Source organism: Lacunisphaera limnophila (assembly GCF_001746835.1).
GTDB lineage: Bacteria > Verrucomicrobiota > Verrucomicrobiia > Opitutales > Opitutaceae > Lacunisphaera > Lacunisphaera limnophila.
The window spans coordinates 2,318,230-2,343,560 of sequence record NZ_CP016094.1 but is presented as its reverse complement, the minus strand read 5'-3'; the positions used below and the strand labels follow the sequence as shown (position 1 = coordinate 2,343,560).

The following is a 25,331-nucleotide window of genomic DNA, read 5'->3' as shown; positions in this document are numbered from 1 at the left end:
CTTTGCGCACCGGCGGGTTTCCCTCAACGTGGTCCTTTCGTGTCCACGCCCACCTCCCCTTCCTCCGCCCCCGCCCCCAAGCCGCTGTCGTTGGGCGTCATCTTCCTGACGCTCTACATTGACCTGATCGGCTTCTCGATCTTCTTCCCGGTCGGTCCGGCCATGCTGGAATGGTACGTGAACAAGGAAAGCGAGGGCGGCCTGCTCTCCGCCTTGGTCCGGCACCTCCAGGCTCTCGCCTCCGCCGCCCACGCCTCGGACCTCGCCACCGGGGCGCTCTTCGCCGGGGCCCTCGGCTCGGTCTATTCGCTGATGCAGTTTCTCTTTTCCCCTGTTTGGGGCGCCCGCTCTGACCGGCATGGCCGCCGGCCCATCCTGCTGCTCACTATCGCGGGCAACGCCCTCAGCTACCTCCTGCTCTTCTTCAGCGGCTCCTTCCTGCTCTTCTTCGCCGGCCGCATCCTCGGCGGCATCATGGGCGGCAACATCGCCGTCGCCATCGCCGCCGTCTCCGATGTCACCACCCGCGAAAACCGCGCCAAGGGCATGGGCATCGTCGGCGTCGCCTTCGGCCTGGGCTTCCTCACCGGCCCCGTCATCGGCGGGCTCACCGCCCCGTTCAACCTGCTCGAGCGCTGGCCCGGGCTCGCCGCCCTCGGCGTGCACCCGTTCAGCGTGCCGGCCGCCATCGCCTTCACGCTCTGCCTGATCAACCTGGTTTGGATCAAGGCCCGTTTTCGCGAGACCCTGCCGCCCGCGGCCCGCGGCACCGGCACCACCACCCTGCGTGACCGCAACCCGCTTCACTCGCTGTTTCGCCAGCCCGATGGCGCGATCCGCCGCGTGAACCTCGTCGGCTTTGTCGTCACCTTCGGCTTCAGCTTCTTCGAGTCGGTCATCAGTTTCTTCACCGCCGACGCCCTGCATTACTCCCCGCGCGACCTCACGCTCATCTTCGTCAACATCGGCGTCGTCTCCATCCTCACCCAGGGCGTCCTCGCCCGCCGCCTCGTCCCCCGTCTGGGCGAAAAGCCCTCCGCCGTCCTCGGCATGGCGCTCATCGGCGTCGGCTTTGCCGGCCTCGGCTACGCCATCGGCATCGCCCGCTCTGTCCCGCTCATGTACCTGATGCTCACCATCAGCACCATCGGCTCCGGCTTCGCCAACATCGCCCTCTCCTCCCTCGTCTCCCTCTACGCCGGGCCCGAGGAACAGGGCAAGGTCCTCGGCATCTACCGCTCCCTCGGCTTCCTCGCCCGCGCCCTCAGCCCCGCCGTCGCCGGCTGGCTCTTCTTCAACTCCGGCGGCACCGTCACCTTCGTCATCGCCAGCCTCGTCCTCCTCACCGCCGCCGCCCTCGGCACCGGTCTCCCCCGCCCCGCGAAGTGATCTCAAATTTGAAATTTCAAATTTCAAATCGCCCGGCCGCCGCGGGAAGTCGGCGGCTTTTCTTCCTGCTTACTTCCGCCTTCATCCTGCTCTTCGCTTCCGGCTGCCTCAGCCGCGGCCGCTCCCCCGGGTCCACCCGCGTCGAGCCCCAGCCGGTCCGCCTCCCGGCCAAGATCCTCTCCAACTTCTTCCTCGTCGAATCCCGGCAGCCGGACGGCAAGACCTACCGCTTCATGGTCGACACCGGTTCGTCCGTCACCCTGGTGTCCCCCGCCCTCGCCGACGTCCTCCGGCAGAAGGAACGCCGCGGCACCCTGCCCCGCACCCTGCCCGTACGCGGGGCCAACGGCCGCGAGGTCGCCCTGCCCGCCATCACCCTCCGCCAGCTCCAGCTCGGCGAGGCTTACTTCGAGCGGGTGCCCGCCATCGTCTACGACTTCACCGAGTTTTCTGCCCACGTCGGCCAGCCGATCGACGGCATCGTGGGTTTCTCCCTCTTCCGCGACACCCTGCTGACGCTCGATTATCCGGCCGCCCAGCTCGAGATCGCTCCCAACCCCGCCCTCGCGCCGGCCGCCCCCCGCCCACCCCGCACCAGCGTCGTCCCCTACAACCGCGAGCAGCCGACGCCGTTCATCCCCGTGCAGATGGGCAACGAGTCCTTCTTCGCCCTCGTGGACACCGGCAGCGACCTTGGCCTCTCCCTCAACCCCGCCGGCCTCCACCCGCGTTTCACCCACGGGCCGCGCGTCGGCCTCATCGTGGGGTCACTCGACGGCAACCAGCGGCAGCTCGTCGGCCGGCTCGAACAGAACATCACCATCGGCACCCAGCTCGTGCACCAGCCCGTGGTCGACCTGACCGAAAACCTCTCCTCCCTCGGCGGCGAGCTGCTGCGCCACTTCCGCCTCACCTTCGACCAGCAGCGGCACACCGTCACCCTCGTGCGCACCACCGACGGTCCGGTCGAACTGCCCGGCCGCCGCAGCACCGGCCTCTCGTTCCGCCGCTTTCCCAATTACTGGCGGCTGCTCGCCGTGGTGCCCGACACCCCCAACAGCAGTCTGCCCGTCCAGCCCGGCGACCTCTGCGTCCGCATCAACGGCGAGCTCGTCGAGCACTGGACCCTCGAGCGCTACACCCAGCTCGTGAACACCGCCCCCAAGATCACCTTCACCTTCCTGTCCGGCCCCAAGGAAACCGACCACGAGGTCCCGGTCTTCGAGCTGGTGCCGTGATTGTTGTAGGGCGGGGCCGCCGGAACCCCGCCTTTGTTCGAGGGCGTTATCGCGTCCGAGGCGGGGTTCGGCGACCCCGCCCTACAATTAGCCGTTCTTCACCAGCAAGAACGCCCCCGCGCCGTCGTGCCCGTCGGCCCACGGCGTGGCCAGGACCTGCTTCTCCAGCTTGAACGGCCCGCCCGCCCGGCTGTCGAAGAAGGCCTTGATGACGCTCTCGTTCTCATCCGCATCGATGCTGCACGTGCTGTACACCAGCCGACCGCCCGGATGCACCAGCCGCGCCGCGGCGTGCAGCAACTCCAGCTGCGTCTGCCCGTGTCGGGCAAAGTCGCCGTCCTGCAACCGCCACTTCACGTCGATCCGGTGCCGCATCACGCCCGTGTTCGAGCACGGGGCGTCCAGCAACACGGCATCGTACGACTCGGGCAGGTTCAGGTTGCGGTAGAAAACCGTGTTCACCTTCGTCAGGTCCGCCTGGATCAGCGCCACCTCGACCCCGGCCGGGGCCCGCGCGAGGTTTTCCTTCAGCCGCACCAGCCGGATGTCCGACTTGCCCGGCGCCACCGGCTCGTCCAGGGCGACGATCTTGCCGGTCTTCATTGTGTCGGCCATGAACAGGCTCTTGCCGCCCGGAGCCGCACACGCATCGAGGATGACCTCGCCCGCCTGCGGCGCCAGCAGGTCGATGCACAGCCGCGTCGACGGATCCTGCAGGTAAATCGCCCCTTCGTTCGCCAACCGGCGGATGTCTTCCCAATGGCCGGCCTTCACCTCGTAAAATCCCGCCCACTTCGTCGGGGCCAGGAACGCCGGCACCGGGGCCTCGATCCGCCACCGGGCATAAACCGGTGCAGGCTGCTGGTTCCACGCCAGCAGCTTCCGGGTCGTCTCCGCCCCCAGCTGCCGCGTCCAGCGCGCCACCAGCCATTCCGGGTGGGCAAATTCCGTCGCCAGATCCGTCGGCGCGGCCACCAGCCGGTCGGCGATTTTCCGGGCCACGGCGTTGACCAGCCGGGCCTCCTTGGGGCTGGCCACCGACTTGGCCTGCTCCACCGCATGGTGGATGACCTTGGCCGTCAAAGCCGGCCCGCCCTCCAAAAGTTCGAAGCCGGCGATCATCAGGACCGCCTTCACCTTCGTCCGGGGCGGATGGGCCATCAGGCCCGCCTGCGCCGCCTCCAGCCGGCTCGCCCAGCGAACCACGCCATAGAACAGGTGCTGGGCCCGCGCCCGCTCCTGCCCGCTTAGGTTTGTTGCAAGTCCTTCCAACAGCGTATCCACGCGTTCGGCCCGCGCCAGCCAGCGCTCGACCAGTCCGGTGGCGGCCACCCAGCCGCTAAAGGCGGGTTTGGCGGCCTCCGGGCCTTTTTCTAAACCCTGTTTGACATCATGCATCATTGTCGCCTGAACTAATCGGTTCACCGACTCGATACGCAATTATGAATTCTGAAGCCATCTCCGCGACCCTCAGCAAGCACCCCGCCCTCAAGGCGTCCAAAGCCAAGCTGGAGGCGATGGAACCCGGCTCCTATGTGGTGCACCGCAGCTGGGGTTTCGGCCAGATCAAGGAGTACGATGAGGCCGACCAGAAGCTCGTCATCGACTTCAAGGGCAAGAAGGCCCACCGCATGGACCCCGCCTTCTGCGTCGGGAGCATGGACGTCCTCTCCCCCAAGCACATCCTCGCCCGCAAGGAGACCGAACCCGCCAAGGTTAAGCAGCTCGTCGAGGACGATCCCGTTCAGCTCGTGATCGACACCCTTTCCGCCTACCCGAACCAGGCCGCCAGCGCCATCGAGCTCGAGATCGTGCTCGCCCAGGTCATCGGCGAGGAAAAATTCAAAAAGTGGTTCTCCAACGTCAAGAAGCAGCTCATCAAGGATCCGCGCGTCGGCGTCCCGGCCAAGAAGACCGAGCTCTATATCGTCCGCGACGAGCCCGTCTCCGCCGAGTCCGAGATCATGGAGGAGTTCTCCAACACCCGCTCCGCCCGCCGCCGCATCTCCCTCGCTGAGGACCTCCTCGCCGCCTCCATCAAGGAAGAGTCCAAGGCCTCCCTCGGCACCGTACTCAACGGCATCACCGAGGCCGTGCGCGACAGCAACCAGCTCGACGCCTCCGAGCGCCTCTACGGCGCCTTCGTCCGCGACGAACTCGCCAAGATCCTCGGCCACGACGCCTCCGCCTCCGCCCCGACCCAAGCTGAGCTCATCAAGGAGGTCCGCGGCCTCACCGCCATCGCCGAGAAGATCCCCGTCCACTTCCAGTCCCGCTTCCTCGACCTCGTCAAGGAGACCCACCCCCTCGAGTGGCGCGAGATCGTCTTCGCCCTCCTCAAGACCTCCCAGGGCAAGTTCACCACCGAGTGCATCAATTTCCTCATGGAGAACGGCCAGGCCGAGGAGCTCGCCACCGTCCTCAAGCGCTGGAAGACCGAGCAGAACCTCCGTGCCCCCGTCCTCCTCTGGGTCATCAAGAACCGCCACTCCAAGAAGTTCTCGAAGCTCCTGCACGACCTGATCAACCCCCGCCTGCTCGGCGCCATCTTCTTCGCGATCGACTACGAGGCCCTCCAGTCCGCCGGCACCCGCCGCATCCCGCTGGCCGAGGCCCTGAGCGACGACACCGACCTCATCTCCGACCTGCTCGCCGCCGCCGACACCGAGACGGCCCGCGACCTCGGCAACAGCCTCCTGCTCAACCAGGGCTTCGAGGAACTGACCAAGAAGTCCCTCCTCGCCCGCTTCATCAAGCTGTTCCCCTCCCTCCAGTCCCTCGTCTCCGGCGAGGCCGAGACCAAGGACGAGCAGTTCCTCGTGTCCCGCGAGAGCTACGAGAAGAAGCGCATCGAGTACGAGGAAATCGTCGCCAAGCGCATCCCCGAGAACTCCAAGGCCATCTCCGTCGCCCGCGAGCACGGCGATCTCAAGGAAAACTCCGAGTTCAAGATGGCCAAGCAGGACCAGGGCGTGCTCATGGGCCAGAAGGCCCAGCTCGAGCGCGATCTCGCCCGCGCCCGCATCACCGACTTCAGCGAGGCCAGCACCGACTCCATCAGCGTCGGCACCATCGTCGACCTCCGCGACGTCGCGAGCGGCAAGGCCGTCCGCTACTCCGTGCTCGGCGCCTGGGACAGCGATCCGGACAGCCACCGCATCGCCTACAAGACCCCGCTCGGCCAGGCCCTCATGGGCAAGAAGGTCGGCGAACACGTGAAGCTCAAGATCGGCACGGCCCATCAGGAATACCAGATCGCCGGCATCACCCGCTTCATCGACGCCAAGTAACAAGGTGGAGCCCGACCTCCGGGCGGGCTTCTTTCCCCTTCAGGCCGCGCCCTCAGCGCGGCCTTTTTTGTGCCCAATCCTGGAGGGCCCGCGTCCCTGCGGGCCGTTCTTGTCATGGCCGGCTTTTCTCCCCATAGCTCTGGCACCGCATGACCGACTCCTGGGACAGTCTCAAGGTTCTCTCCGACCCCACCCGGCTGCGCCTGCTTGCCCTCCTCCTCCGCGAGGAACTCGCCGTCGCCGAACTGCAGGAAATCCTCGGCATGGGCCAGTCCCGCATCTCCTCCCAGCTCGGCCTGCTCCGCCAGGCCGGCTTCGTGACCGACCGGCGCGACGGCAAGAAGGCGTTTTACTCGCTCCGCGCCACCCTGGACCCCAAGCAACTCGCCCTCCTCCGCGCCGCCTGCGACGCCGTCGCCGACCGGCCGGAATCCACCGAGGACCGTCTCAGCCTCGACCGCACCCTCCTCAAGCGCCGCCAGCACTCCGAGCAGTATTTCAACCTCATCGCCGGCAAGCTCGGGAAAAACTACTGCCCCGGCCGTTCCTGGGAAGCCCTCGGCCACCTCGCCCTCCGGCTCGTGCCCGCCATCACCGTGGCCGACCTCGGCGCCGGCGAGGGCCTGGTGTCGCAACTCCTCGCCCGCCGCGCCGAGCGCGTCTGGTGCATCGACAACTCCCCCAAGATGGTCGAGGTCGGCACCGAGCTGGCCAAAAAGAACGGCCTCGCGAATCTTACCTACAAGCTCGGCGACATCGAGCAGGTCCCCCTGCCCGACCGCTCCGTCGACCTCGCCATCCTCTCCCAGGCCCTCCACCACGCCACCCACCCGCAGACCGCCGTCAACGAGGCCCACCGCATTCTCCGGCCCGGCGGCCAGCTGCTCGTCCTGGACCTGAAGGAACATGATTTCGAAAAGGCCCGCGACGTCTACGGCGACCTCTGGCTCGGGTTCAAGGAGAGCACCCTCCACAGCTTCCTCAAGTCCGCCGGCTTCCAGAAAGTGGACGTCACCCTGGTCTCCCGCGAGGCCAAGGAACCCCACTTCGAAACCCTCCTCGCCAGCGGCGTGAAGGGCGGCAAGTAACGGGCCTCCGGGCCCCGGGTATTTTTGCGGGTGTGAGCTCGCTCGCGCGGTTTCGGATGGCGTGCCACCCAGCCACCACCGATTCCATCCGCCCTGCAACCGTCCCGGGTTTCCGGCCGTTCGTCCTGATTCTTGCGGACGACCTTCGCCCGGACCGCCAAGATCCGCGCATGCCTTCCTTCTGGTCCGCCCTCGACCGGCTTCACGCCTCCGCCCGCCGCCAACGCTGGCTGGGCCGGCTCGCCGTGGTGACGCGCGTGCTGCTCGCGATCGGTTTCCTCCCGTCCGGTTGGACCAAGATCATCGGCCACCGGTTCACGAACCTGCCCGTCTCCAACCCGGTTGGCTTCTTCTTCGAGGCGCTGTACCAGACCGGCTGGTATTGGAATTTCCTCGGTGCCGCCCAGTGGCTCGCCGCCGGGCTGCTGCTCATCCCCCGCACGGTCACCCTCGGCGCGGTGGTCTACTTCCCGATCATCGTAAACATTTTTCTGATCACGCTCTCGATGCATTTCCAAGGTACGCCCGTGATCACCGGGCTCATGCTGCTCGGCAGCGTGTTCCTGCTCTGCTGGGACTATGACCGCCTCGCGGCGATCCTCCGCCCGCCTCAGCGGGTGTCGGTGCCCAACTCGTAGCTGATGCGACCTTCCGAGATCTCGCGCAACGCGATGTCCTCGGGGGCCAGCTTCTCGAGCGACTCCACCAGCGGCCGGCTGCCCGACGCAGCTGCTTCACGCGACGGGACACCACATTCACCAGAATGTAGGGATCGGTGATGACTTTGGCGGCGGCGTACAGGTATTCGTCTCTCATGGATCCGAAGTCTATAAACGCCCTGGGGCAAACACGACGTCTATCGCCCGCGGCGCGCCGCCGTGCGGCCAACTGGTTCGCGGGCCAGCCGCTTGGACCGATTATAGATCCGGATCCGTCCGCACCGCCCACTGGTTGTCGAGCCGCCGGCTGAAATCCAGGTCGTCCCCCACGCCCACCGTGCCCCGCTCCACCTGGTAGGCCCACACTTGGAAAAACGACAGCGTCGCCCCGCCGTAGATCGTCGAGAAGGCCCCGTCCACCGCATCCTGCCCGCAGGCCACCTTGATCCGGCCGATGCGCGGTGCGTGGAACCGTGCGTCCGTCGTGAGCCACTCGCCGCCCAGGTACACCTCGGCATAGGCGTGGAAATCCATGTGGTTCTCCGGATCGGGCCAGCCGATGTCCGGCAGGTGCCCGGTCACATAGCGCGCCGGGACGTTGAAGCACCGGTTCAACGCAATCGCCAGGTGCGCGAAGTCCCGGCACACCCCGTAGCCCCGCTGCAGCACATCCCACGCGGAGAGGTCGGACCGCCCCGACATGTAGCGATACTCAAAGTTGTCGTGGATCCACCGGCTGATCGCCTGCACGCGCGTCCAGCCGTGCTCGACCGTGCCGAACTTTTCCCACGCGAAGTTCACCAGCTTGTCCGAGTCGCAATACCGGCTGGGCAGCGTGTAACGCAGCACCGCCGGCGGCAGGCTGGCGGCGGTCTGCGGCGCGCGATCGACCAGGTCGTGGTTGTCCGGTCGCGACGAGACCCGTACGATGGCATCGTGCCGGAAATAATTGCTCCCCGGCGCGAGCACGACGCGCTGGACCGCGTTACCGTGGCTGTCGGTGAACTGTTCGACCGGCAGGTTGTTGCCCAGCGTCAGCGCCTCGAAGACGATTTCATGGTTCCGGTTCGGGCTCGGGCGCAGGTTCAACAGGAGCATCGCCGAACCGGTCACCTCATAGGTCAGGTTGCAGCCCACGCGGACCGTGACATCGAGCTTAGGGACGGGCACAGGATTCGCCATTTGGCCCACACGGTTGCACAAACCCGGCCAACGCAACCCCTATCGCCCTGGGGCGTTTACCTACCGGTGCCCGACAACCCGCCGCCTACTCCCCGCCCATCCGGTCGTTGTAGAAGGCCTCGACCATCGCGTAGGTCTTTTTGGCATCCTTCTGCTTCAGCGCCTCCGCCGCCAGCTTCTTGGCGTCGCTCATCTTCATGGCGCGAATGAGATAGCGAACGGACGGCACCAGGGTCGGCGTGAGACTCAGCTCGTCCACGCCCAGACCCAGCAGCAACGGGGCGTACAGGGCGTCGCCGGCCATCTCGCCGCACACGCTGACCTTCAACCCCCGGGCGTGGCCCGTGTCCACGATCTGCTTGAGGGTGCGCACGACGGCGGGATGCGTGGGGTCGTAAAGATGGGCGATGCGGCTGTTGCCCCGGTCGATCGCCAGCAGGTATTGGATGAGATCGTTGGTGCCGATGCTGAAGAAGTCGCTGTGTTCGGCCAGCACGTCGCCGGCGATGGCCGCACTCGGGATCTCGATCATGGTGCCGACCCGCACCTTCGCGTCAAAGGCCTGGCCGCGTTGCTTGAGCTCGGCCTTGGCCTCGTCCAGTAGCGCATTGGCGCGATCGAGTTCCTCGGGCCCGCTGATCATCGGATACATGATCTCCACCTTGCCGTGCGCGCTGGCGCGCAGGATCGCGCGGAGCTGGTCCTTGAACATCACCGGGTTCTCCAGGCACATCCGGATCGCCCGGAAGCCCAGGAAAGGGTTCGCCTCGGGCCCGATCAGCCCCGGGTCGCCCGGCAGGGGCTTGTCGCCGCCCACATCGAGCGTGCGGATCGTCACGGGATCGGGCGCCAGCCCGGCCACGATTTCCCGATACGCCACATACTGCTGCTCCTCGGTCGGGACCTTGGTCGACGACAGAAAAAGGAACTCGGTGCGGTACAGCCCGACCCCCGCGGCGCGGTACTGCTTCACTAGCGCGATCTCGTCCGGCTTCTCGATGTTGGCCCGCAAGGTCACCCGCACGCCATCCAGCGTCTCCGCCGCCATGTCGTTCACGGTCATCAGCCGCGATTCGAAGGTCTGCTTGGCCTTCTGGATCTTGCCGTACCGGAACAGGGTTTGCTCGTTCGGGTTGATGACAATCACGCCGTCGTAACCGTCCACCAGCAGCCAGTCGCCGTCCTTGAGCCGCCCGGTCAGGTCCACGGCGCCGACGACCGCCGGGATTTTCATCGAGCGGGCCACGATCACCGCATGGCTCGTGCGGCTGCCGGCGTCGGTCACGATCCCCAGCGCGGCGCTGCGGTCGATGCCGGCGGCCTCGGAGGGCGAGATGTCCTTCGCCACGATGATCCGCTTGTCCACCAGCTCGGTCAGGCTGCCGGCGGTCTGGCCCAGCAGCACATGCAGCACGCGCTTGGCCACGTCCTTGATGTCGGCCGCGCGCTCGCGCAGGTATTCGTCGTCGATCTCCGCGAAGGCCTGGATGTAGCGCTGCGCGACGGCGTTGAAACACGTCTCGATGTTCAGCCCGCTCTTCTGGAAATCACGGATCGTCTCGCCGATGAGCGCCTGGTCTTCGAGCACCATCTGGTGCGCGTCAAAGATCAGCGCCTCCTCCTCGCTGAGGTTCTTGCTCACCTCTTCCTGGATCTTCGCAATCTGCTGCCGGGTGGTGACGAGTGCCTGCTCGAAGCGTGCGATCTCGGCCACGCGCTTGTCCGGGTCCACCGCGTAGCGCGGGATTTCCAGCTCGCTCTGCAGGTAGAGAAACACCCGTCCGTAGGCGATGCCCTTGGAAGCGGCAAGGCCCTGGATGATGATTTCGCTTTTGGCGGGGGTCGGCATGCAGCGGCGCTCCATGATTAACGAACCGCCTTCCCACCCGGTCAATGCGGAACTAGGCGAGGCGCGCTTCCTGCATGAAGATTTCCGCGCCGGCCCACTCCCGCAGGCGCCGTGACATCGCCGTCACCTCCGCGTCCCCGCGGGTGTCCGGTTCGTGCAGCAGCGCATAACACGCGCTCCCGCTGCCGCTCATCGCCACGGCCACCCCGAACTCCGCCCGCAGCTTCGCGAGCAGCAGCGGCAGCGGCACGTATTTCTCGAACGCCGCCGGCTCCATGTTGTTGTACAAAAGTTCCTCGGCCGCGGCCTCGCCGCCGAGCCAGCGGGCGAGGCGGGCCTCCGCCTGATCGGCCGGCAGATAGTCCGTCCCGCGCGCCACCATCCGGCCATATGCCCACGGTGTGCTGATGCCAAAGGCCGGTTTGAACACCAGCACGCGCCGGCCCCGCAGCCGCGCGGCCGCCCCCGGCGCCAACGGTTCCACGCGTTCGCCCCGGCCCCGCATCACCACCGGGGCCTGCGCCAGAAACAAGGCGCAGTCCGAACCCAGCGCCGCCGCCAGCCCGGCCAGCTGCGCCTCGCCCAGCCGGCCACCGGCCAGTTGGTTCAACGCCCGCAGGGCGGCCACGGCATTGCTGCTGCCACCCCCCAGGCCCGCCCCCACCGGGATCCGCTTCGTGAGGCGGAAACGCACCGGCTCGTCCCAGCCGGTCGCCACCGCATAGGCCCCGGCCGCCCGCAACACGAGGTTGCTCCCGTCCACCGGTACCGCCGGATCATCACAGGCCAGCGCGTACCCCCGCCCGCCCGTCTCCGCCTCCAGTTCGTCCCCAAAATCCAGCGGCGCCGCCACCGACACCAAGTCGTGAAAACCATCGGGCCGCCGGCCGGTGACGGCCAGAAACAGATTCAACTTGGCGGGACTGAATACGGTGACGCCCATGGTCCCCCCTTAATGCACCCTCCCGCGCGCTAATCCTAGCCAAAAGCCCCACTGATTTCTCTCTTTGAATACTATCCATTCCTGTCCATTAGTGGTTTCTCGCCATGCCCTGTGACCTGATCCTCGCCCTCGACGTCCCCACCCGCGAAGCCGCCGCACCGATCCTCCGCCAGCTCCGCGGCCAGCTCCGCTGGGTGAAGCTCGGTCTCCAGATGTTCACGGCCTACGGGCCGAGCTACGTGCGCGAGGTCGCCGACCTCGGCTTTGATGTTTTCCTCGACCTCAAGCTCCACGACATTCCCAACACCGTCGCCAAGGCCGTCGAATCCCTCGGTCCGCTGCCGATCAAGATGCTCACGCTGCACACGTCCGGCGGCGGTGAGATGATGCGCGCCGCCGTCGCCGCCCAGCAAAAGACCAACCCCGACCTCCTCCTGCTCGGCGTCACCGTCCTCACCTCGACTGATGCCGCCGGCCTCGACGAGATCGGCGTCACCGCCTCCCCCGCCGACCAGGTCGCGCGCCTCGGCCGGCTCGCCGTGAGCTCCGGCCTCCGCGGTCTTGTCTGCTCGCCGCTCGAGGTCCAGCTGCTGCGCCGCACCCTGCCACTCTCCACCCAGCTCATCACGCCGGGCATCCGCCCCGCCGGCGAGGCCGGGGGCGACGACCAGAAACGCGTCCTCTCCCCCGCCGACGCCGCCCGCGCCGGCTCCAGCTTCATCGTCGTCGGCCGCCCCATCCTCCAGGCCCCCGACCCCGCCGCCGCCACCCGCGCCATCCTCGCCGAGCTCAACGGGGCGTAATCCACGCCCGGCTGCCTCGGCTTCAACTGCAACTTCCAACTTAAGCTTCCACGCATGAGCCGCACCGCCGCCATCCTCCTCGCCGCCGGCAGCAGTCGCCGCATGGTCGGCGCCGTGGCCGACAAGATCCTCGCCCCCCTCGCGGGCAAACCGGTCTTCGCCCACTCCGCCGCCGCGTTCGTCCGCAGCGGCGTGGCCGACTTCTACGTCGTCACCTACCGCGACCAGGCCCAGCTCGTCGGCCTCTCCGCCTACGCCCCCACCCCCAGCATCTTTGTCCGCGGCGGCGCCGAACGGCAGGATTCCGTGGCCGCCGCCCTTGCCGAGCTGCCCGACGACATCAGCCATGTCTTCATCCACGACTGCGCCCGTCCGCTGGTGCGCCCCGAGCAACTGGCCGCGCTCTACAAGATTGTCCGCCGCGAACACGCCGTCGTGCTCGCCCACCGCGTGACCGACACCATCAAGGAACACCGCGGCGAGGGCCGCCTGCGCAACCTCGACCGCCGGCACCTCTGGGCCATGGAAACCCCCCAGGTCTTTGACCGCGCCCTGATCGCCCGCGCCTACGCCAAGGTCGCTGCCCGGAAGATTGCGATCACCGACGACGCCGCCGCCGTCGAGGCCCTCGGCCGCCCCGTCGCCCTCCTCGAGAATCCCCACCCGAACCCGAAGCTCACCTCCCCGGCCGACCTCCCCTACCTGGAGTTCCTGCTCGCCCGCGCCGAGGTCTGATTTTTTCGTGTGTTTCGTGCCTTTCGTGGTGATCCTTCCGCCATGAATCTCCGCATCGGCCACGGCTACGACATCCACCGCACCTGCCCGGGCCGGCCGCTCGTGCTCGGCGGCGTGACCTTCGTCGCCGACTTCGGCCTCGACGGCCACTCCGATGCCGACGCTCTTACCCACGCCCTCTGCGATGCCCTGCTCGGCGCCGCCGGCCTGCCCGACATCGGCCACTTCTTCCCCAACACCGACCCGGCTTACAAGAACGCCGACTCCCAGATCCTGCTCCAGCGCGTCATCGCCGCCCTGCGCGAGCGCGGCTGGGCCCCGGTCAACGTCGACGCCACCCTGATCGCCGAGAAACCCAAGATCGCCCCCCGCCTCGCCGAGATGAAAGCCGCCCTCGCGAAATCCACCGGCCTCCCCGTGGACGCCATCGGCCTCAAGGCCACGACCAACGAGGGCAGCGACGACATCGGCCGCGGCCTCGCCATCGCCGCCCACGCCGTCGCGCTGATCCGGAAAATTTAGCCACCAAGAGCCCCGAAAATGTCCGATAAGCAGGCTACGCCAGCATCTGCCCTGAATCGTATTATTTGTGTCTGCCTGTGCCTTTTTGTGGCCATCCCCTCCGGCTGCAAGAAGCGCGAGACCGATGTCGAGCGGGGCATCCGCGAACAGGTCCTGCACCGCGGTCTCTCCGCCGACCTCGCGGGCCTCGATCCGCACCGGGAAACCGGCCTGCCCGAGATCAACGTCATCTCCGCCCTCTTCGAAGGCCTGGTCGGTGAACACCCCGAGACCGGCGCCCCCGTCCCCGGCGTCGCCGAGCGCTGGGAAACCTCCGCCGATGGCCTCATCTGGACCTTCCATCTTCGGGCCAATGCCAAATGGTCCAATGGGGCTCCCGTCACCGCTCGCGACTTCGTCGGCTCCATCCAGCGCGTCCTCAGCCGGCCCCTTGGCGCCGACAACGCGGCCATGCTGTTCGTCCTCGCGAACGCCGAGTCCTGGTACCAGGGCGGGCTAACCGACTTCACCCACGTTGGCGCCCTGGCCGTGGATGACCACACGCTCCGCCTCACCCTCGCGCATCCGGCGCCGTTTCTGCTCAGCTTGCTCTCCCATCCCGTCTGGTATCCGGTGCCCCTGCCGGTGATCGAGCAGCACGGCGGCGTCACGCAGCGCGACAACCGCTGGACCGACCCCGCCCACCTCGTCGGCAACGGTCCCTTCGTGCTGAAGGCCAACCGCCGCGGCGAGGTGATCATCGTCGATAAATCCCCGACCTACTGGGACGCCGCCACCGTGCGCCTCGCCGCCATCCACTTCCACCCCGCCGCCGACGTGGACGGCGAGGAACGCGCCTTCCGCGCCGGTCAACTCCACCTAACCGAGGCGCTCCCTGTCGCCAAGGTGGACAGCTACCGCCGCGACCATCCCGACGTCCTGCGCATCAGCCCCTTTCTCGATACCTATTTCTACCGCCTCAACACGACGCGCCCGGGCCTGGACAAAACCCTCGTCCGCCGCGCCCTCTCTCTGGCCATCGATCGGCGCGCCCTCACGGAAAAAATCACCCGCGGCGGCCAGCAGCCCGCCGCTTCGTTCACCCCGGCCGGCATCACCGGCTACACCCCGCCGGCCACTCTCCGCCACGATCCGGCGGAAGCCGCCCGCCTGCTCGCGGAGGCCGGCTACCCCGGCGGCGCGGGCCTGCCCCCGGTGGAGATCATGATCAACAGCTCGGGCAACCACCGCATCATCGCCGAGGCCGTGCAACAGATGTGGCGCCAGCTGGGCGTGACGGTCGCGGTCAATAACATGGAGCAATCCTCCCTCTTCGCGAAACGCCGCGCCCTCGACTACTCCGTCCTCCGCTCCGAGTGGGTCGCCGACTTCGCCGACCCCAAGTCCTTCCTCGATGTCTTCCGCGGCGGTTCCAACAACAACCACACCGGCTGGAACAACCTCGCCTACGACGCCGCCCTCCACGCCGCCGACCGGTCCGCCGATCCCGTGGCACGCGAACAGCTGCTGCGTCAGGCCGAAACCATCCTCCTCGAGGAACTGCCCGTGATCCCGATTTACCATTTCACCACCGTCCGCCTCGTGCACCCCTCCGTCCGCGGCTGGCACCCGCTGCCTCTCGACCGCCACCCCTACAAGCATGTCTGGCTGGAGCATTAGTCGGCGCTCATGGGCCCTCTGCGCCCTCGGGGTCCTCTGTGGCCTGGGTGCGGGCTGCACCAAAACTGAGCCCGCCGCCGATTCCCGGCAGGTCCTCCGCCTCGCCCAGCGCAACGAGCCCGCCACGCTCGACCCGCACCTCGCCACCCTGCCCGACGAGTTCTTCGTCATCCGCGCCCTGAGCGAGGGCCTCCTCACCCCAAACCCGGCCGGCGGGCCGCCCCTGCCCGGCGTGGCCGCCCGCTGGAACGCCTCCCCCGACGGCCTCGTCTACACGTTCCACCTCCGCCCCGATGCCCGGTGGGCCGACGGCACGCCGGTGACCGCCGGGGATTTTGTGTTCTCCATCCGGCGCGCCCTCACCGCGGCCACCGCCGCCCCCAAGGCCCCGCTCTACTTCGCCCTCAAAAACGCCCGCGATTTCCTCGCTGGCCGCGTCCCGGATTTCACGTCGGTCGGCGTGGCCGCCCCCGACGAACACACCCTGGTCCTGACCCTCGCCCGGCCCGCCGCCGACTTTCCCTCCCTCGTGGCCAGCGGGCCGTGGATTCCCGTCCACGCCGCCACCCTCGCGGCCCACGGCGACCGCTGGACCCGGCCGGGGCTCTACCTGGGCAACGGCCCCTTCGTCCTCGCGGAATGGAAGCCCAACCAACGGATCACCCTGCGCCGGAATCCCCACTATTGGGACACGGCCGCCATCCACCTCGATGAAATCCAAATGCTCGCCTTCACCAGCAGCGACACCGAGGAACGCACCTTCCGCGCCGGCCAGCTCGATGTCTCCATGACCGTGCCGTTTGCCAAGCTCGACAGCTACCGCCGCACCGCGCCGGAGCTGCTCCAGACCGTGCCCCTGCATGAGACCCGCTATATTGCGCTCAACACCACCCGCCCCCCGCTCAACGACCTCCGGGTGCGCCGCGCGCTCAGCCTCGCCCTCGATCGGGCCGAACTCGTCCACAAGGTCCTCAAAGGCGGCCAGCTGGTCGCGCTCAATTTCGTGCCGCCGGGGCTCGGGGGCTATGTGCCGGAGGCCGCACTCACCGAGGACGCCGCGGAAGCCCGGCGCCTCCTCGCCGCCGCCGGCTACCCGGGCGGGCGGGGCTTTCCCCGGCTCGAGCTGACCACCTGGGGCGCGGGCAACCTGGTGCTCGAGGCGATCCAGCAGCGCTGGCGCAGCGAACTGGGCATCACCATCCCCCTGGTTCAGCGCGAGGCCCATACCCACCTCGTCGCGATGGCCGCCGGCGACTACGACCTCGCCTACGCCACCGCCATCCCCGACTACGACGCCCCGCCGACCTGCTCCAACACCTCACCAGCGGCGATGCCGGCAACTACCCCCAGTGGCACCACCCCGCCTACGACGCCCTTTTCGCCCGCGACGAGCTGCCGGCGGCGGAAAAAGTCCTGCTGGACGACCTGCCGCTGGTCCCGCTCTACTTCAACACCAAGAATTTCCTCCGTCGCCCCACGGTCCGCGGCTGGCAGGAGGACGCTCTCTGGACCCGCTACTACAAGCATGTCTCCCTCGCCGATGAATAACCCGCCCCGCGCCCTGGTGCTCCTCTGCCTCGCCGCCACCACCCTGCTTCCGGCCGCGGCCCCCGACTTCTCCGCGGCCCGCATCCTCGACCACACCCGCGTGCTCGCCTCCGACGCGTTCGAGGGCCGCGCCCCGGGCACGCCCGGCGAGGAAAAGACCGTCGCCTATCTGGTAGGCGAATTCGAAAAACTCGGCCTCACCCCCGGCAACCCCGACGGCTCTTGGGTGCAGAACGTACCCCTCGTCGGCATCACCTCGCTGCCCAGCCTGGCCTTCGAACTCGACGGCCGGACCCTCGCGATGGAACCCATCAACGACTACATCGGCTACACCACGCGCGTTGCCGAACAGCTCGCCACCCGGCAGTCCGAGGTCGTGTTCGTCGGCTACGGCGTCGTCGCCCCCGAGTACGGCTGGGACGACTACAAGGGCGTGGACGTGCGCGGCAAGACGGTCGTCATGCTCGTCAACGATCCGCCGGTGACCAAGGCCGACGGTTCCCTCGACGACACCTTCTTCAAGGGCAAGGCCATGACCTACTACGGCCGCTGGACCTACAAGTATGAGATCGCCGCCGCCAAGGGCGCCGCGGGCTGCCTCATCGTCCACGAGACCGGTCCCGCCGGTTACCCCTTCGCCGTGCTCGTCGGCAGCAACACCCGCGAGAATTTCACCATCGCCTCGCCCGACGGCAACGCGGGCGATGTCGCCTTCTCCGGCTGGCTCACGATCGACGGCGCCCGCAAGCTCTTCACCGCGGCCGGCCGGGACTACGACATCGCCAAGGCCGCCGCCGCGCGCGCCGACTTCCGCCCCGTCACCCTGCCCGCCAAGGCCGCCTTCACCATCGCCGCCCAGCTGCGCAATGTCGCCTCGCGCAACGTCGTCGGCCTCCTGCCCGGCTCCGACCCCCAACTGAAGGACGAGTACGTCGTGTACACCGCGCACTGGGACCACCTCGGCCGGGACGAACGTCTCCCGGGCGACCAGATCTACAACGGCGCCGCCGACAATGCCGCCGGCACCGCCGTCCTGCTCGAGCTCGCCCGCGCCTTCGCCGCCCTGCCGCCGGCGGAACGCCCCCGGCGCAGCCTCCTCTTCCTCTCCGTCACCGCCGAGGAAAAGGGCCTGCTCGGCTCTCGCTATTACGCCACCCACCCGCTCTACCCGCTCGAGCGGACCGTCGCGAACATCAACATGGACGGCGCCAACCAGTTCGGCCCCACCGAGGATGTCGTGGTCGTCGGCAGCGGCGCCACCACCATCGAGGCCGTCGCCGCCACCGTCGCGGCGGAGCAGGGCCGCAGCCTCTCCCCCGACCCGCGGCCCGAGGTCGGCAGCTACTACCGCAGCGACCACTTCGAGTTCGCCAAGGTCGGCGTGCCCGCCTTCTACGGCCGCGCCGGCCGCCGGTTCATCGGCCTGCCCCCGGATTTCGCCGAGAAACTGGTCACCGACTACATCGCCAACCGCTACCACAAGGTCACGGACGAGGTGCAGCCCGACTGGACCTTCACCGGCGCCGAGCAGGACGCGGCGTTCCTCTTCGAAGTCGGGCGCCGCGTCGCCAACGACGACACCTGGCCGGCCTGGCAGCCCGGCAACGAGTTCAAGGCCCGCCGCGACGCGATGCTGGCCCCGCGGTAAGCCCCCCGCCGGCAGAAAGTCCGCCCGCGCGCCTTGCGCTGGCTCGACCCGTGCTTTCTGTTGGGCCCATGCTTCCCCGCGCTCTACTCCCGGCGTTCACCGCCGCGCTCGTGTTGTTCACCGCCACCGCCTGCGGCCGCAAGGAACCCGCCCCCACCGGCGGTCCGGCCCCGAAGATCCTCCTCTTCGGCAACGGCGCCGAGCCGCAGGACCTCGACCCCCAGACCGTGACCGGCGTGCCGGAAAACAAACTGCTCAACGCCTTTTTCGAAGGTCTCGTCTCCTACGGCCCCACCGCCAATGACACCGTCGGCGGCGTCGCCGAGCGCTGGGACATCTCCGCAGACGGCACCGTCTACAACTTCCACCTCCGCGCCGAGGCCAAGTGGTCCAACGGCGACCCCGTCACCGCCCAGGACTTCGCCCGCTCCTACCAGCGGATCCTCACCCCGTCGCTGGGCGCCGAGTACGCCTACAAGTTCGCCCCCGTGATCGGCGCCGAGGACTACCAGCGCGGCACCCTGACGGATTTCAGCCAGGTCGGCATCAAGGCCCTCGACGCCCGCACCCTCGAGATCCGCCTCAAGCACCCGGTCCCCTACCTCCTCGAGGCCATGAAACACTACGCGTGGTTTCCCGTGCATATCGCCTCCGTCGAGCAACACGGCGGCCTCACCTCCCGCGGCAAGGCCTGGACCCGCGTGGAAAACTTCGTCGGCAACGGCCCGTTCGTCCTCAAGAGCTGGCGCCCCAACCAGGTCATCGTGGCCGAGCGCTCCTCCACCTACTGGGACCGCGCCGCCGTGAAGCTCGACGCCATCCACTTCTTCCCCACTGAGAACCTCGACACGGAGGAACGCATGTTCCGCACCGGCCAGCTGCACAAGACCTACGAACTCCCCGCCGCCAAGATCGATGTCTACCAACGCGACTTCCCCGACTCGTATCGCTCGGACGTCTACTACGGCTCTTACTACTTCCGCTTCAACGTCACGCGGAAACCCCTCGACGACGTCCGCGTCCGCCGCGCACTTTCCCTCGCCATCGACCGCGAGAGCCTCGCCCGCAACGTCGTCCGCGGCGGCCAGCAGCCGGCTTACGGCATGACCCCGCCCACGGAAAAATACACCGCCCGCGCCCGGCTCACCGGCGACCTGACCGAGGCCCGCCGCCTCCTCGCCGAGGCCGGTTTCCCCGAGGGCCGCGGGTTCCCCCGCATCGAACTCCTTTACAACACCCAGGACAACCATCGCCGCGTCTGCGAGGCCCTGCAGGAAATGTGGCGCCAGAACCTCGGCATCGAAGTCGGCCTCATCAACCAGGAATGGAAGGTTTACCTCCGCAGCATGGACACCCTCGACTACGACATGGCCCGCGGCGGCTGGATCGGCGACTACAACGACCCCAATTCCTTCTACGACACCTTCGTCACCGGCGGCGGCAACAACCGCACCGGCTGGTCCAACGCCCGCTACGACCAACTCCTCCGCGACACCGGCCGCGCCCCCGACGAGACCGCCCGCATGGAACTCTACCAGCAGATGGAGGAGATCATCGTCCAGGAGCTGCCGATCATGCCGGTCTATTTCTACCGCAAGGTCTACGCCCTCTCCCCCCTGGTCCACTGGCCCGCCAACCCCCTCGACAACCAGAACTGGAAATTCGTCCACTTTAAGGAATAATCCGCTGCCGCGCCTTTCCCCGGTGGGAGCGAGCTTGCTCGTGACTCGAGACCGTCGCGAGCAAGCTCGCTCCCACCGTTTCGCCCCCTTTTTCCGTCTGGCCTCCGTCCTCTGACCTCCGTCTGCTGATACCCGATGCTCCGCTTCGTCCTCCGCCGCCTGCTCCAGACCATCCCGGTCCTGTTCATCATCGTCACGGCGACGTTCTTCATGGTCCGCTTCGTGCCCGGCGGTCCGTTCACGGCGGAAAAGGCGATCCCGCCCGAGATCCTCCGCAACATCGAGGCCCACTACGGCCTCGATCAGCCGCTCTGGCGCCAATACCTCTCCTACCTCGGGCAGGTGCTGCAGGGCGACCTCGGCCCTTCCTTCAAATACTCCAACCGCACCGTCAACGAGATCATCGCCGACAAGCTGCCCGTCTCCCTTGAGCTCGGCGGTCTCGCCCTCGCCGTGGCGCTGGTCGTCGGCCTGAGCCTCGGCGTGCTGGCCGCCGTCCGTCGCAACACCTGGCTCGATTACGTAGCCAGCACGACCGGTCTCCTCGGCATCTGCGTGCCCACCTTTGTGCTGGGGCCGCTTCTCGTCCTCTTCTTCGCCATCCACCTCGGCTGGTTCAACGCTTCTGGCTGGTTTACCCCGGCCGACCGTGTGCTGCCTTCGCTGACCCTCGGTTTTGTGTACGCCGCCTACATCATGCGGCTCACCCGCGGCGGCATGCTCGAGGTGCTCAACCAGGATTTCATCCGCACCGCCCGGGCCAAGGGCGCCACCGAGGGCCGCATCGTCTTCCGCCACGCCCTCCGCGGCGGCCTCCTCCCCGTCGTCGCCTTCCTCGGGCCCGGCGTCGCCGGCATCCTCACCGGCTCCTTCGTCATCGAGACCATCTTCCAGATCCCCGGCCTCGGCCGCGAGTTCGTCAACAGCGCCTTCAACCGCGACTACACCCTCGTCCTCGGCACCGTCATCCTCTACGCGAGCCTCATCGTCATCTGCAACCTGGTCGTCGACGTCGTCCAGGTCTGGCTCAACCCGCGCCTCAAATTCGAATGAGCGCATCCGCCCCACTCCCGGTCAGCGAATCCGGCTCCTCCCCGTGGCGCGATGCCTGGCACCGCCTCCGCCGCAACCGCCTCGCCGTGGTCGGCGGGATCACCCTCCTCGTGCTCGCGGCCGCCTGCCTCCTCGGCCCGCTGCTCAGCCCCTACGACTACGCCGACCAGAACCTCGACAACACCTTCGCCCCGCCCGGCGGCGCCCACTGGCTCGGCACCGACCAGCTCGGCCGCGACCTCCTCGTGCGCGTGCTCTACGGCGGCCGCATCTCCCTCGGCGTCGGCCTCTGCGCCACCTTCGTCGCCCTCACTATCGGCGTCGTCTACGGCGCCGTCGCCGGCTGGGTCGGCGGCCGCACCGACGCCATCATGATGCGCCTGGTCGACATCATGTACGCCCTGCCCTTCACGATCTTCGTCATCCTCCTCATGGTTTTCCTCGGCCGGAACATCATCCTGCTGTTCGTCGCCATCGGCGCCGTGGAGTGGCTGACCATGGCGCGCATCGTGCGCGGCCAGATCATGACGCTGAAGAAAATGGAGTTCATCGAGGCCGCCCGCTCCCTCGGCTACGGCAACCGCCGCATCATCTTCCGCCACCTCCTGCCCAACGCCCTCGGCCCGATCATCGTCTACACCACGCTCACCATCCCGGCTGTCATGCTCCTCGAGGCCTTCCTCAGCTTCCTCGGCCTCGGCGTCCAGCCCCCCATGAGTTCCTGGGGCACCCTCATCAAGGACGGCGCCGAGAAGATGGAGGAATACTGGTGGCTCCTCGTCTTCCCCGGCACCCTTTTCTCGCTGACGCTCTTCTCCCTCAACTTCCTCGGCGACGGCCTCCGCGACGCCCTGGATGTCCGCGCCGCGAAGGATTGAGGCCCTTATTGTAGGAGCCTGCTTGCAGGCGATGAGGAACGCACGCCTACCACCAAGGTCTTGAATCGCCTGCAAGCAGGCTCCTGCAGCGGATACGCCCTCTGGCCCTTTTTCCGTCTGGCCTCCGTCCTCCGTCCTCTGTCATCTGTCCTCCGTCGCCCATGCTCCGCCGTTTCCGTCCCTATTTTCACTACCTGCGTGAGCACCGGTCGCTGCTGCTATTGGGCATCCTGTGCGGCGTGATTTCGGGCATCGCCACAGGGGCCGGCTTGCCCCTCATGGTGGACAGGGTCTTCCCCGTAGTATTCGGCGCGAACGCTGCCCCCCTCTCCAACTGGCAGCTGGCCGTGGTTGTGCTCTGGCTGCCGCTCGTGTTCACCCTCCGAGGTGTCTTCGGTTATCTCAATGCCTACCTCATTCAGCTGGCCGGAACACGCGTGCTAGAATCCATCCGGCGCGACTTCTTTCGCAAACTCCAGGTATTGCCCCTCTCGTTCTTCGGCCGCCACTCGTCGGGCGACCTGATCTCCCGCGGACTGGCCGATGCCAACCAGCTCCAGTTCACGCTGACCACCGTTGCGAACGAGATCGTGAAGAGCCCGGCCACACTGGTCGGCGCCATCGGCGTCATTGCCTATAAGGCCTATCAGATCGACGGACTCTCGCTGGTATTGGTCTGCCTCGCTGCCGTGCCGCTGACGGTTTTGCCCATCAGGCATATCGGCAAGAAACTCGCCCGTCGCTCCGGTAGCATCCAGCGGGAGCTGGGTGCCGTCAGTAGTCGCTTCAACGAAAACCTCGCCGCCGCCCGTGAAATCCGCGCCTTCGGCTTGGAGGACCGCGAAACCGCGCGATTCAGCCTGGTCACCCGCGCCCTCATCACCGCGCAGATGAAGTTCGTGAAATACGAGAAGGCGCTCGCGCCCATGATCGAGATCATCTCCACCCTGGGCATCGCCGGCACCTTGCTTTACGCCTATCGCATCCACCTCGACCTGCCGACGTTCATGGCGCTCATCACCGCGCTCTACGCCAGCTACGAACCGGTCAAGCGCCTCGGTGCGTTGAACAATGAAACCAAACGCGGCCTAGGCGCCCTGGATAGGCTCGAGGCGATCCTCAACGAGCCCGTCACTATCAAGGACCCTCCGCAGCCCGTCCCCGTCTCCCGCCTGCGCGGCGAGATCGCCTTTTCCGGCGTCACCTTCGCCTACGGCGACTCCCCGGCCCTGTCGGATGTCACCGTCACCATCCCCGCCGGCACCGTCTGCGCCCTCGTCGGCCCCAGCGGCGCGGGCAAGAGCACCTTCGCCAACCTCGTGCCCCGCTTCTACGAGGTCGGCGCCGGCGCGGTCACCATCGACGGGATCGACGTGCGCCAGATGAAACTCGCCGACCTCCGCCGCCACATCGCCCTCGTTTCCCAGGAACCCGTCCTCTTCAACGACACGATCTACGAAAATCTCCGCCTCGGCCGCGAGGGCGCCACGCGCGACGAGATCATGGCCGCGGCCGTCGACGCCCACGCCGACGAGTTCATCCGCCAGCTGCCCCTCGGCTACGAGACCATCGTCGGCGAACGCGGTGCCCTGCTCTCCGGCGGCCAGAAGCAACGCGTTGCCATCGCCCGCGCCTTCCTGCGCCACGCGCCCATTCTCATCCTCGACGAGGCCACCAGCGCGCTCGACTCCGACAGCGAGGCCGCCGTGCAGGACGCCCTGCGCAAGCTCGTCCAGGGCAAGACCGTCCTGATCATCGCCCACCGCTTCAGCACGATCCGCGACGCCTCGCAGATCCTCGTCTTCGACCGCGGCCGCATCGCCGCCTCCGGCGACCACACCGCCCTCTACGCCGGCAACGCCCTGTACAAATCGCTCTATGATAGGCAAAGCGCCCATGGCGCCCAATAATGCTTGGCTGTAGGAGCCTGTTTACAGGCGACAGGAACTCACATCGACTGAGGAAGTCCCGATTCGCCTGCAAGCAGGCTCCTACAAACGTGATTCATCCCTTGTCACTTGATACCTGATCCTTGTTACTTGCTCAGTCATGCCTGAGCCCGAGCCCAAGGAATTCTCCCGCGCGATCGAGAACATGATCGCCGGCTTCCGCGCGCTGCCCGAGGACCCCGGCCGGTCCCGCCGCCGGCCGACCGTGGACCTGGCCTCCCTCGTGGACGAGCTCCTCATCAAATACCGCATCAGCCACGACTCGATCGAACACAGCATCCGCGACAAATGGGCCGAGCTCGTTGGCACGGGCAACGCCGGCTACTCCCACCCCCTCGCCGTCGAACGCAACCTCCTCGTCGTCCTCGTTTCGCATAGCGTGGTCCGCAACGAGCTCTTCATGCACCGCGAGGCCATCGTCGAAAAACTCCGCAAACTCCCCGGCTGCGACCACATCAAGGGCCTGGCTTTGCGCGCCAACTGAACCCCGACCCAACCTGAGGATTCCTTATGGGCATGATCACCGTCCTACGTCGTCTTGATGACGACACGATCGCCAAACTCCTCGTCCACCCCAAGCTCATCCATCAGGTGCTCGGGGAGGAGGACGATGAGGACGAACCCGCCCAGCCCCCGGGATTTCTCGCCCGCCTGTTCGGACGGCCCCAGCCCGCCTTGCCCCCGATCACCCTAGAGCGGGTAACCGGTGATGAGGTCGACCTGGACAAGGCCTGGAACGCGATCCACTTCATGCTCACCGGTGCGGCCGACGAGACCCCCCATCCGCTTGGCTTCATCTGCAGCGGAGGCAAAACGGTCGGGCGCGAGGAGGTGGGATACGGACCCGCCCGGGCCTTTTCCTCCCAGGAGACCCAAACCCTGGCCGCAGCGCTCAGCCCCCTAACCCGGGACGAGTTCCTCGCCCGGTTCAATGCCCCGGCGATGCTCGCGGCCAAGGTCTATCCCGATGCCTTGTGGGAACCTTCCCGGGCCGGTGAACAGAACGAACTCTATGTCGCGGACAATTTCGACACGCTCAGGAATTTCCTGCAGGCGGCGGCCCTCGCCCGCCAAGGCTTCGTCATCTACGTCAGCTGAAGTACCCGCGGAGTGCCGTCCGCAGCCTCGTCCGCCACGTCGCCAGCGTTCGATTTGAGACAACGTGTCCCGGTCCAACGGCAGCAAAATTACGCTTGCGCGGCACGCCTCCGGCTTG

Annotated in this window: 20 protein-coding genes; 16 read left to right on the top strand and 4 right to left on the bottom strand. The window is 67.3% G+C overall.

Features of this window, described 5'->3' with window-relative positions; genetic code table 11:
- Window positions 1-39 precede the first annotated feature (39 nt).
- Together Verru16B_RS09765 and Verru16B_RS09760 are read left to right on the top strand one after the other, a co-directional pair.
- Window positions 40-1,389, top strand: coding sequence for an MFS transporter (locus Verru16B_RS09765; RefSeq protein WP_069962107.1), 1,350 nt, complete (start codon window positions 40-42; stop codon window positions 1,387-1,389).
- 8 nt (window positions 1,390-1,397) lie between these two features.
- Window positions 1,398-2,627: an aspartyl protease family protein gene (locus Verru16B_RS09760; RefSeq protein WP_157772367.1), complete on the top strand. Its 1,230-nt coding sequence runs from the start codon at window positions 1,398-1,400 to the stop codon at window positions 2,625-2,627.
- An 87-nt stretch (window positions 2,628-2,714) separates the two neighbouring features.
- Here the strand turns inward: Verru16B_RS09760 and Verru16B_RS09755 are convergent, their stop codons facing one another.
- Entirely contained in the window at window positions 2,715-3,959 is a 1,245-nt protein-coding gene (locus Verru16B_RS09755) for an RsmB/NOP family class I SAM-dependent RNA methyltransferase (protein WP_069963696.1), read from the bottom strand.
- Window positions 3,960-4,069: 110 nt separating this feature from the next.
- Here Verru16B_RS09755 and Verru16B_RS09750 point away from each other — a divergent pair, with 110 nt between their 5' ends.
- The 3 genes from Verru16B_RS09750 to Verru16B_RS09740 all read left to right on the top strand — a co-directional run bounded on the left by Verru16B_RS09750 (window position 4,070) and on the right by Verru16B_RS09740 (window position 7,643).
- Window positions 4,070-5,917: a GreA/GreB family elongation factor gene (locus Verru16B_RS09750; RefSeq protein WP_069962105.1), complete on the top strand. Its 1,848-nt coding sequence runs from the start codon at window positions 4,070-4,072 to the stop codon at window positions 5,915-5,917.
- A gap of 149 nt (window positions 5,918-6,066) precedes the next feature.
- Window positions 6,067-7,005 (top strand): ArsR/SmtB family transcription factor, encoded by a 939-nt coding sequence (locus Verru16B_RS09745; protein WP_069962104.1) that lies wholly within the window; start codon window positions 6,067-6,069, stop codon window positions 7,003-7,005.
- 170 nt (window positions 7,006-7,175) lie between these two features.
- Window positions 7,176-7,643, top strand: coding sequence for a hypothetical protein (locus tag Verru16B_RS09740; RefSeq protein ID WP_069963695.1), 468 nt, complete (start codon window positions 7,176-7,178; stop codon window positions 7,641-7,643).
- Between the two features lie 279 nt (window positions 7,644-7,922).
- Here Verru16B_RS09740 and Verru16B_RS09735 read toward each other — a convergent pair whose 3' ends face one another.
- From Verru16B_RS09735 to ispE, 3 genes are all read right to left on the bottom strand, one after another.
- Complete coding sequence (locus Verru16B_RS09735) at window positions 7,923-8,834, bottom strand: transglutaminase-like domain-containing protein (protein WP_157772366.1); 912 nt, start codon at window positions 8,832-8,834, stop codon at window positions 7,923-7,925.
- 97 nt (window positions 8,835-8,931) lie between these two features.
- Window positions 8,932-10,695, bottom strand: a complete 1,764-nt coding sequence (gene ptsP, locus Verru16B_RS09730; RefSeq protein WP_083270513.1) for a phosphoenolpyruvate--protein phosphotransferase — start codon at window positions 10,693-10,695, stop codon at window positions 8,932-8,934.
- A gap of 52 nt (window positions 10,696-10,747) precedes the next feature.
- Window positions 10,748-11,638: a 4-(cytidine 5'-diphospho)-2-C-methyl-D-erythritol kinase gene (gene ispE, locus Verru16B_RS09725; RefSeq protein ID WP_069962102.1), complete on the bottom strand. Its 891-nt coding sequence runs from the start codon at window positions 11,636-11,638 to the stop codon at window positions 10,748-10,750.
- A 104-nt stretch (window positions 11,639-11,742) separates the two neighbouring features.
- Here ispE and pyrF point away from each other — a divergent pair, with 104 nt between their 5' ends.
- From pyrF to Verru16B_RS09670, 11 genes are all read left to right on the top strand, one after another.
- Window positions 11,743-12,441: an orotidine-5'-phosphate decarboxylase gene (pyrF, locus tag Verru16B_RS09720; protein ID WP_069962101.1), complete on the top strand. Its 699-nt coding sequence runs from the start codon at window positions 11,743-11,745 to the stop codon at window positions 12,439-12,441.
- A gap of 54 nt (window positions 12,442-12,495) precedes the next feature.
- Window positions 12,496-13,176 (top strand): IspD/TarI family cytidylyltransferase, encoded by a 681-nt coding sequence (locus Verru16B_RS09715; protein WP_069962100.1) that lies wholly within the window; start codon window positions 12,496-12,498, stop codon window positions 13,174-13,176.
- Between the two features lie 42 nt (window positions 13,177-13,218).
- Window positions 13,219-13,698, top strand: coding sequence for a 2-C-methyl-D-erythritol 2,4-cyclodiphosphate synthase (ispF, locus tag Verru16B_RS09710; RefSeq protein ID WP_069962099.1), 480 nt, complete (start codon window positions 13,219-13,221; stop codon window positions 13,696-13,698).
- An 87-nt stretch (window positions 13,699-13,785) separates the two neighbouring features.
- Window positions 13,786-15,357, top strand: coding sequence for a peptide ABC transporter substrate-binding protein (locus Verru16B_RS09705; protein WP_099093279.1), 1,572 nt, complete (start codon window positions 13,786-13,788; stop codon window positions 15,355-15,357).
- Complete coding sequence (locus Verru16B_RS17830) at window positions 15,338-18,553, top strand: ABC transporter substrate-binding protein (protein WP_083270246.1); 3,216 nt, start codon at window positions 15,338-15,340, stop codon at window positions 18,551-18,553. Before Verru16B_RS09705 ends, Verru16B_RS17830 begins: the two co-directional genes overlap by 20 nt.
- A 68-nt stretch (window positions 18,554-18,621) precedes the next feature.
- A complete protein-coding gene (locus Verru16B_RS09695) occupies window positions 18,622-20,235 on the top strand; it encodes a peptide ABC transporter substrate-binding protein (protein ID WP_069962098.1) in 1,614 nt (537 codons plus the stop codon).
- 135 nt (window positions 20,236-20,370) lie between these two features.
- Window positions 20,371-21,288: an ABC transporter permease gene (locus tag Verru16B_RS09690; protein WP_069962097.1), complete on the top strand. Its 918-nt coding sequence runs from the start codon at window positions 20,371-20,373 to the stop codon at window positions 21,286-21,288.
- Window positions 21,285-22,166 carry an ABC transporter permease gene (locus tag Verru16B_RS09685; protein ID WP_069962096.1) on the top strand — a complete coding sequence of 294 codons (882 nt, stop codon included), beginning with the start codon at window positions 21,285-21,287 and terminating at the stop codon, window positions 22,164-22,166. The genes Verru16B_RS09690 and Verru16B_RS09685 overlap by 4 nt, the downstream gene beginning before the upstream one ends.
- Window positions 22,167-22,327: 161 nt before the next feature.
- Complete coding sequence (locus Verru16B_RS09680; protein WP_069962095.1) at window positions 22,328-24,076, top strand: ABC transporter ATP-binding protein; 1,749 nt, start codon at window positions 22,328-22,330, stop codon at window positions 24,074-24,076.
- Between the two features lie 139 nt (window positions 24,077-24,215).
- Entirely contained in the window at window positions 24,216-24,599 is a 384-nt protein-coding gene (locus Verru16B_RS09675) for a DciA family protein (RefSeq protein WP_069962094.1), read from the top strand.
- Between the two features lie 32 nt (window positions 24,600-24,631).
- Entirely contained in the window at window positions 24,632-25,213 is a 582-nt protein-coding gene (locus tag Verru16B_RS09670) for a YfbM family protein (protein WP_157772365.1), read from the top strand.
- Window positions 25,214-25,331: the final 118 nt, after the last annotated feature.

Coding starts and splice junctions, on each gene's coding strand:
- Verru16B_RS09685 (WP_069962096.1), top strand. CDS start 21,285: ATGAGCGCATCCGCCCCACTCCCGGTCAGCGAATCCGGCTCCTCCCCG.
- Verru16B_RS09680 (WP_069962095.1), top strand. CDS start 22,328: ATGCTCCGCCGTTTCCGTCCCTATTTTCACTACCTGCGTGAGCACCGG.
- Verru16B_RS17830 (WP_083270246.1), top strand. CDS start 15,338: ATGTCTGGCTGGAGCATTAGTCGGCGCTCATGGGCCCTCTGCGCCCTC.
- ispF (WP_069962099.1), top strand. CDS start 13,219: ATGAATCTCCGCATCGGCCACGGCTACGACATCCACCGCACCTGCCCG.
- Verru16B_RS09690 (WP_069962097.1), top strand. CDS start 20,371: ATGCTCCGCTTCGTCCTCCGCCGCCTGCTCCAGACCATCCCGGTCCTG.
- Verru16B_RS09715 (WP_069962100.1), top strand. CDS start 12,496: ATGAGCCGCACCGCCGCCATCCTCCTCGCCGCCGGCAGCAGTCGCCGC.
- Verru16B_RS09745 (WP_069962104.1), top strand. CDS start 6,067: ATGACCGACTCCTGGGACAGTCTCAAGGTTCTCTCCGACCCCACCCGG.
- ispE (WP_069962102.1), bottom strand. CDS start 11,638: ATGGGCGTCACCGTATTCAGTCCCGCCAAGTTGAATCTGTTTCTGGCC.
- Verru16B_RS09675 (WP_069962094.1), top strand. CDS start 24,216: ATGCCTGAGCCCGAGCCCAAGGAATTCTCCCGCGCGATCGAGAACATG.
- pyrF (WP_069962101.1), top strand. CDS start 11,743: ATGCCCTGTGACCTGATCCTCGCCCTCGACGTCCCCACCCGCGAAGCC.
- Verru16B_RS09695 (WP_069962098.1), top strand. CDS start 18,622: ATGCTTCCCCGCGCTCTACTCCCGGCGTTCACCGCCGCGCTCGTGTTG.
- ptsP (WP_083270513.1), bottom strand. CDS start 10,695: ATGCCGACCCCCGCCAAAAGCGAAATCATCATCCAGGGCCTTGCCGCT.
- Verru16B_RS09670 (WP_157772365.1), top strand. CDS start 24,632: ATGATCACCGTCCTACGTCGTCTTGATGACGACACGATCGCCAAACTC.
- Verru16B_RS09750 (WP_069962105.1), top strand. CDS start 4,070: ATGAATTCTGAAGCCATCTCCGCGACCCTCAGCAAGCACCCCGCCCTC.
- Verru16B_RS09740 (WP_069963695.1), top strand. CDS start 7,176: ATGCCTTCCTTCTGGTCCGCCCTCGACCGGCTTCACGCCTCCGCCCGC.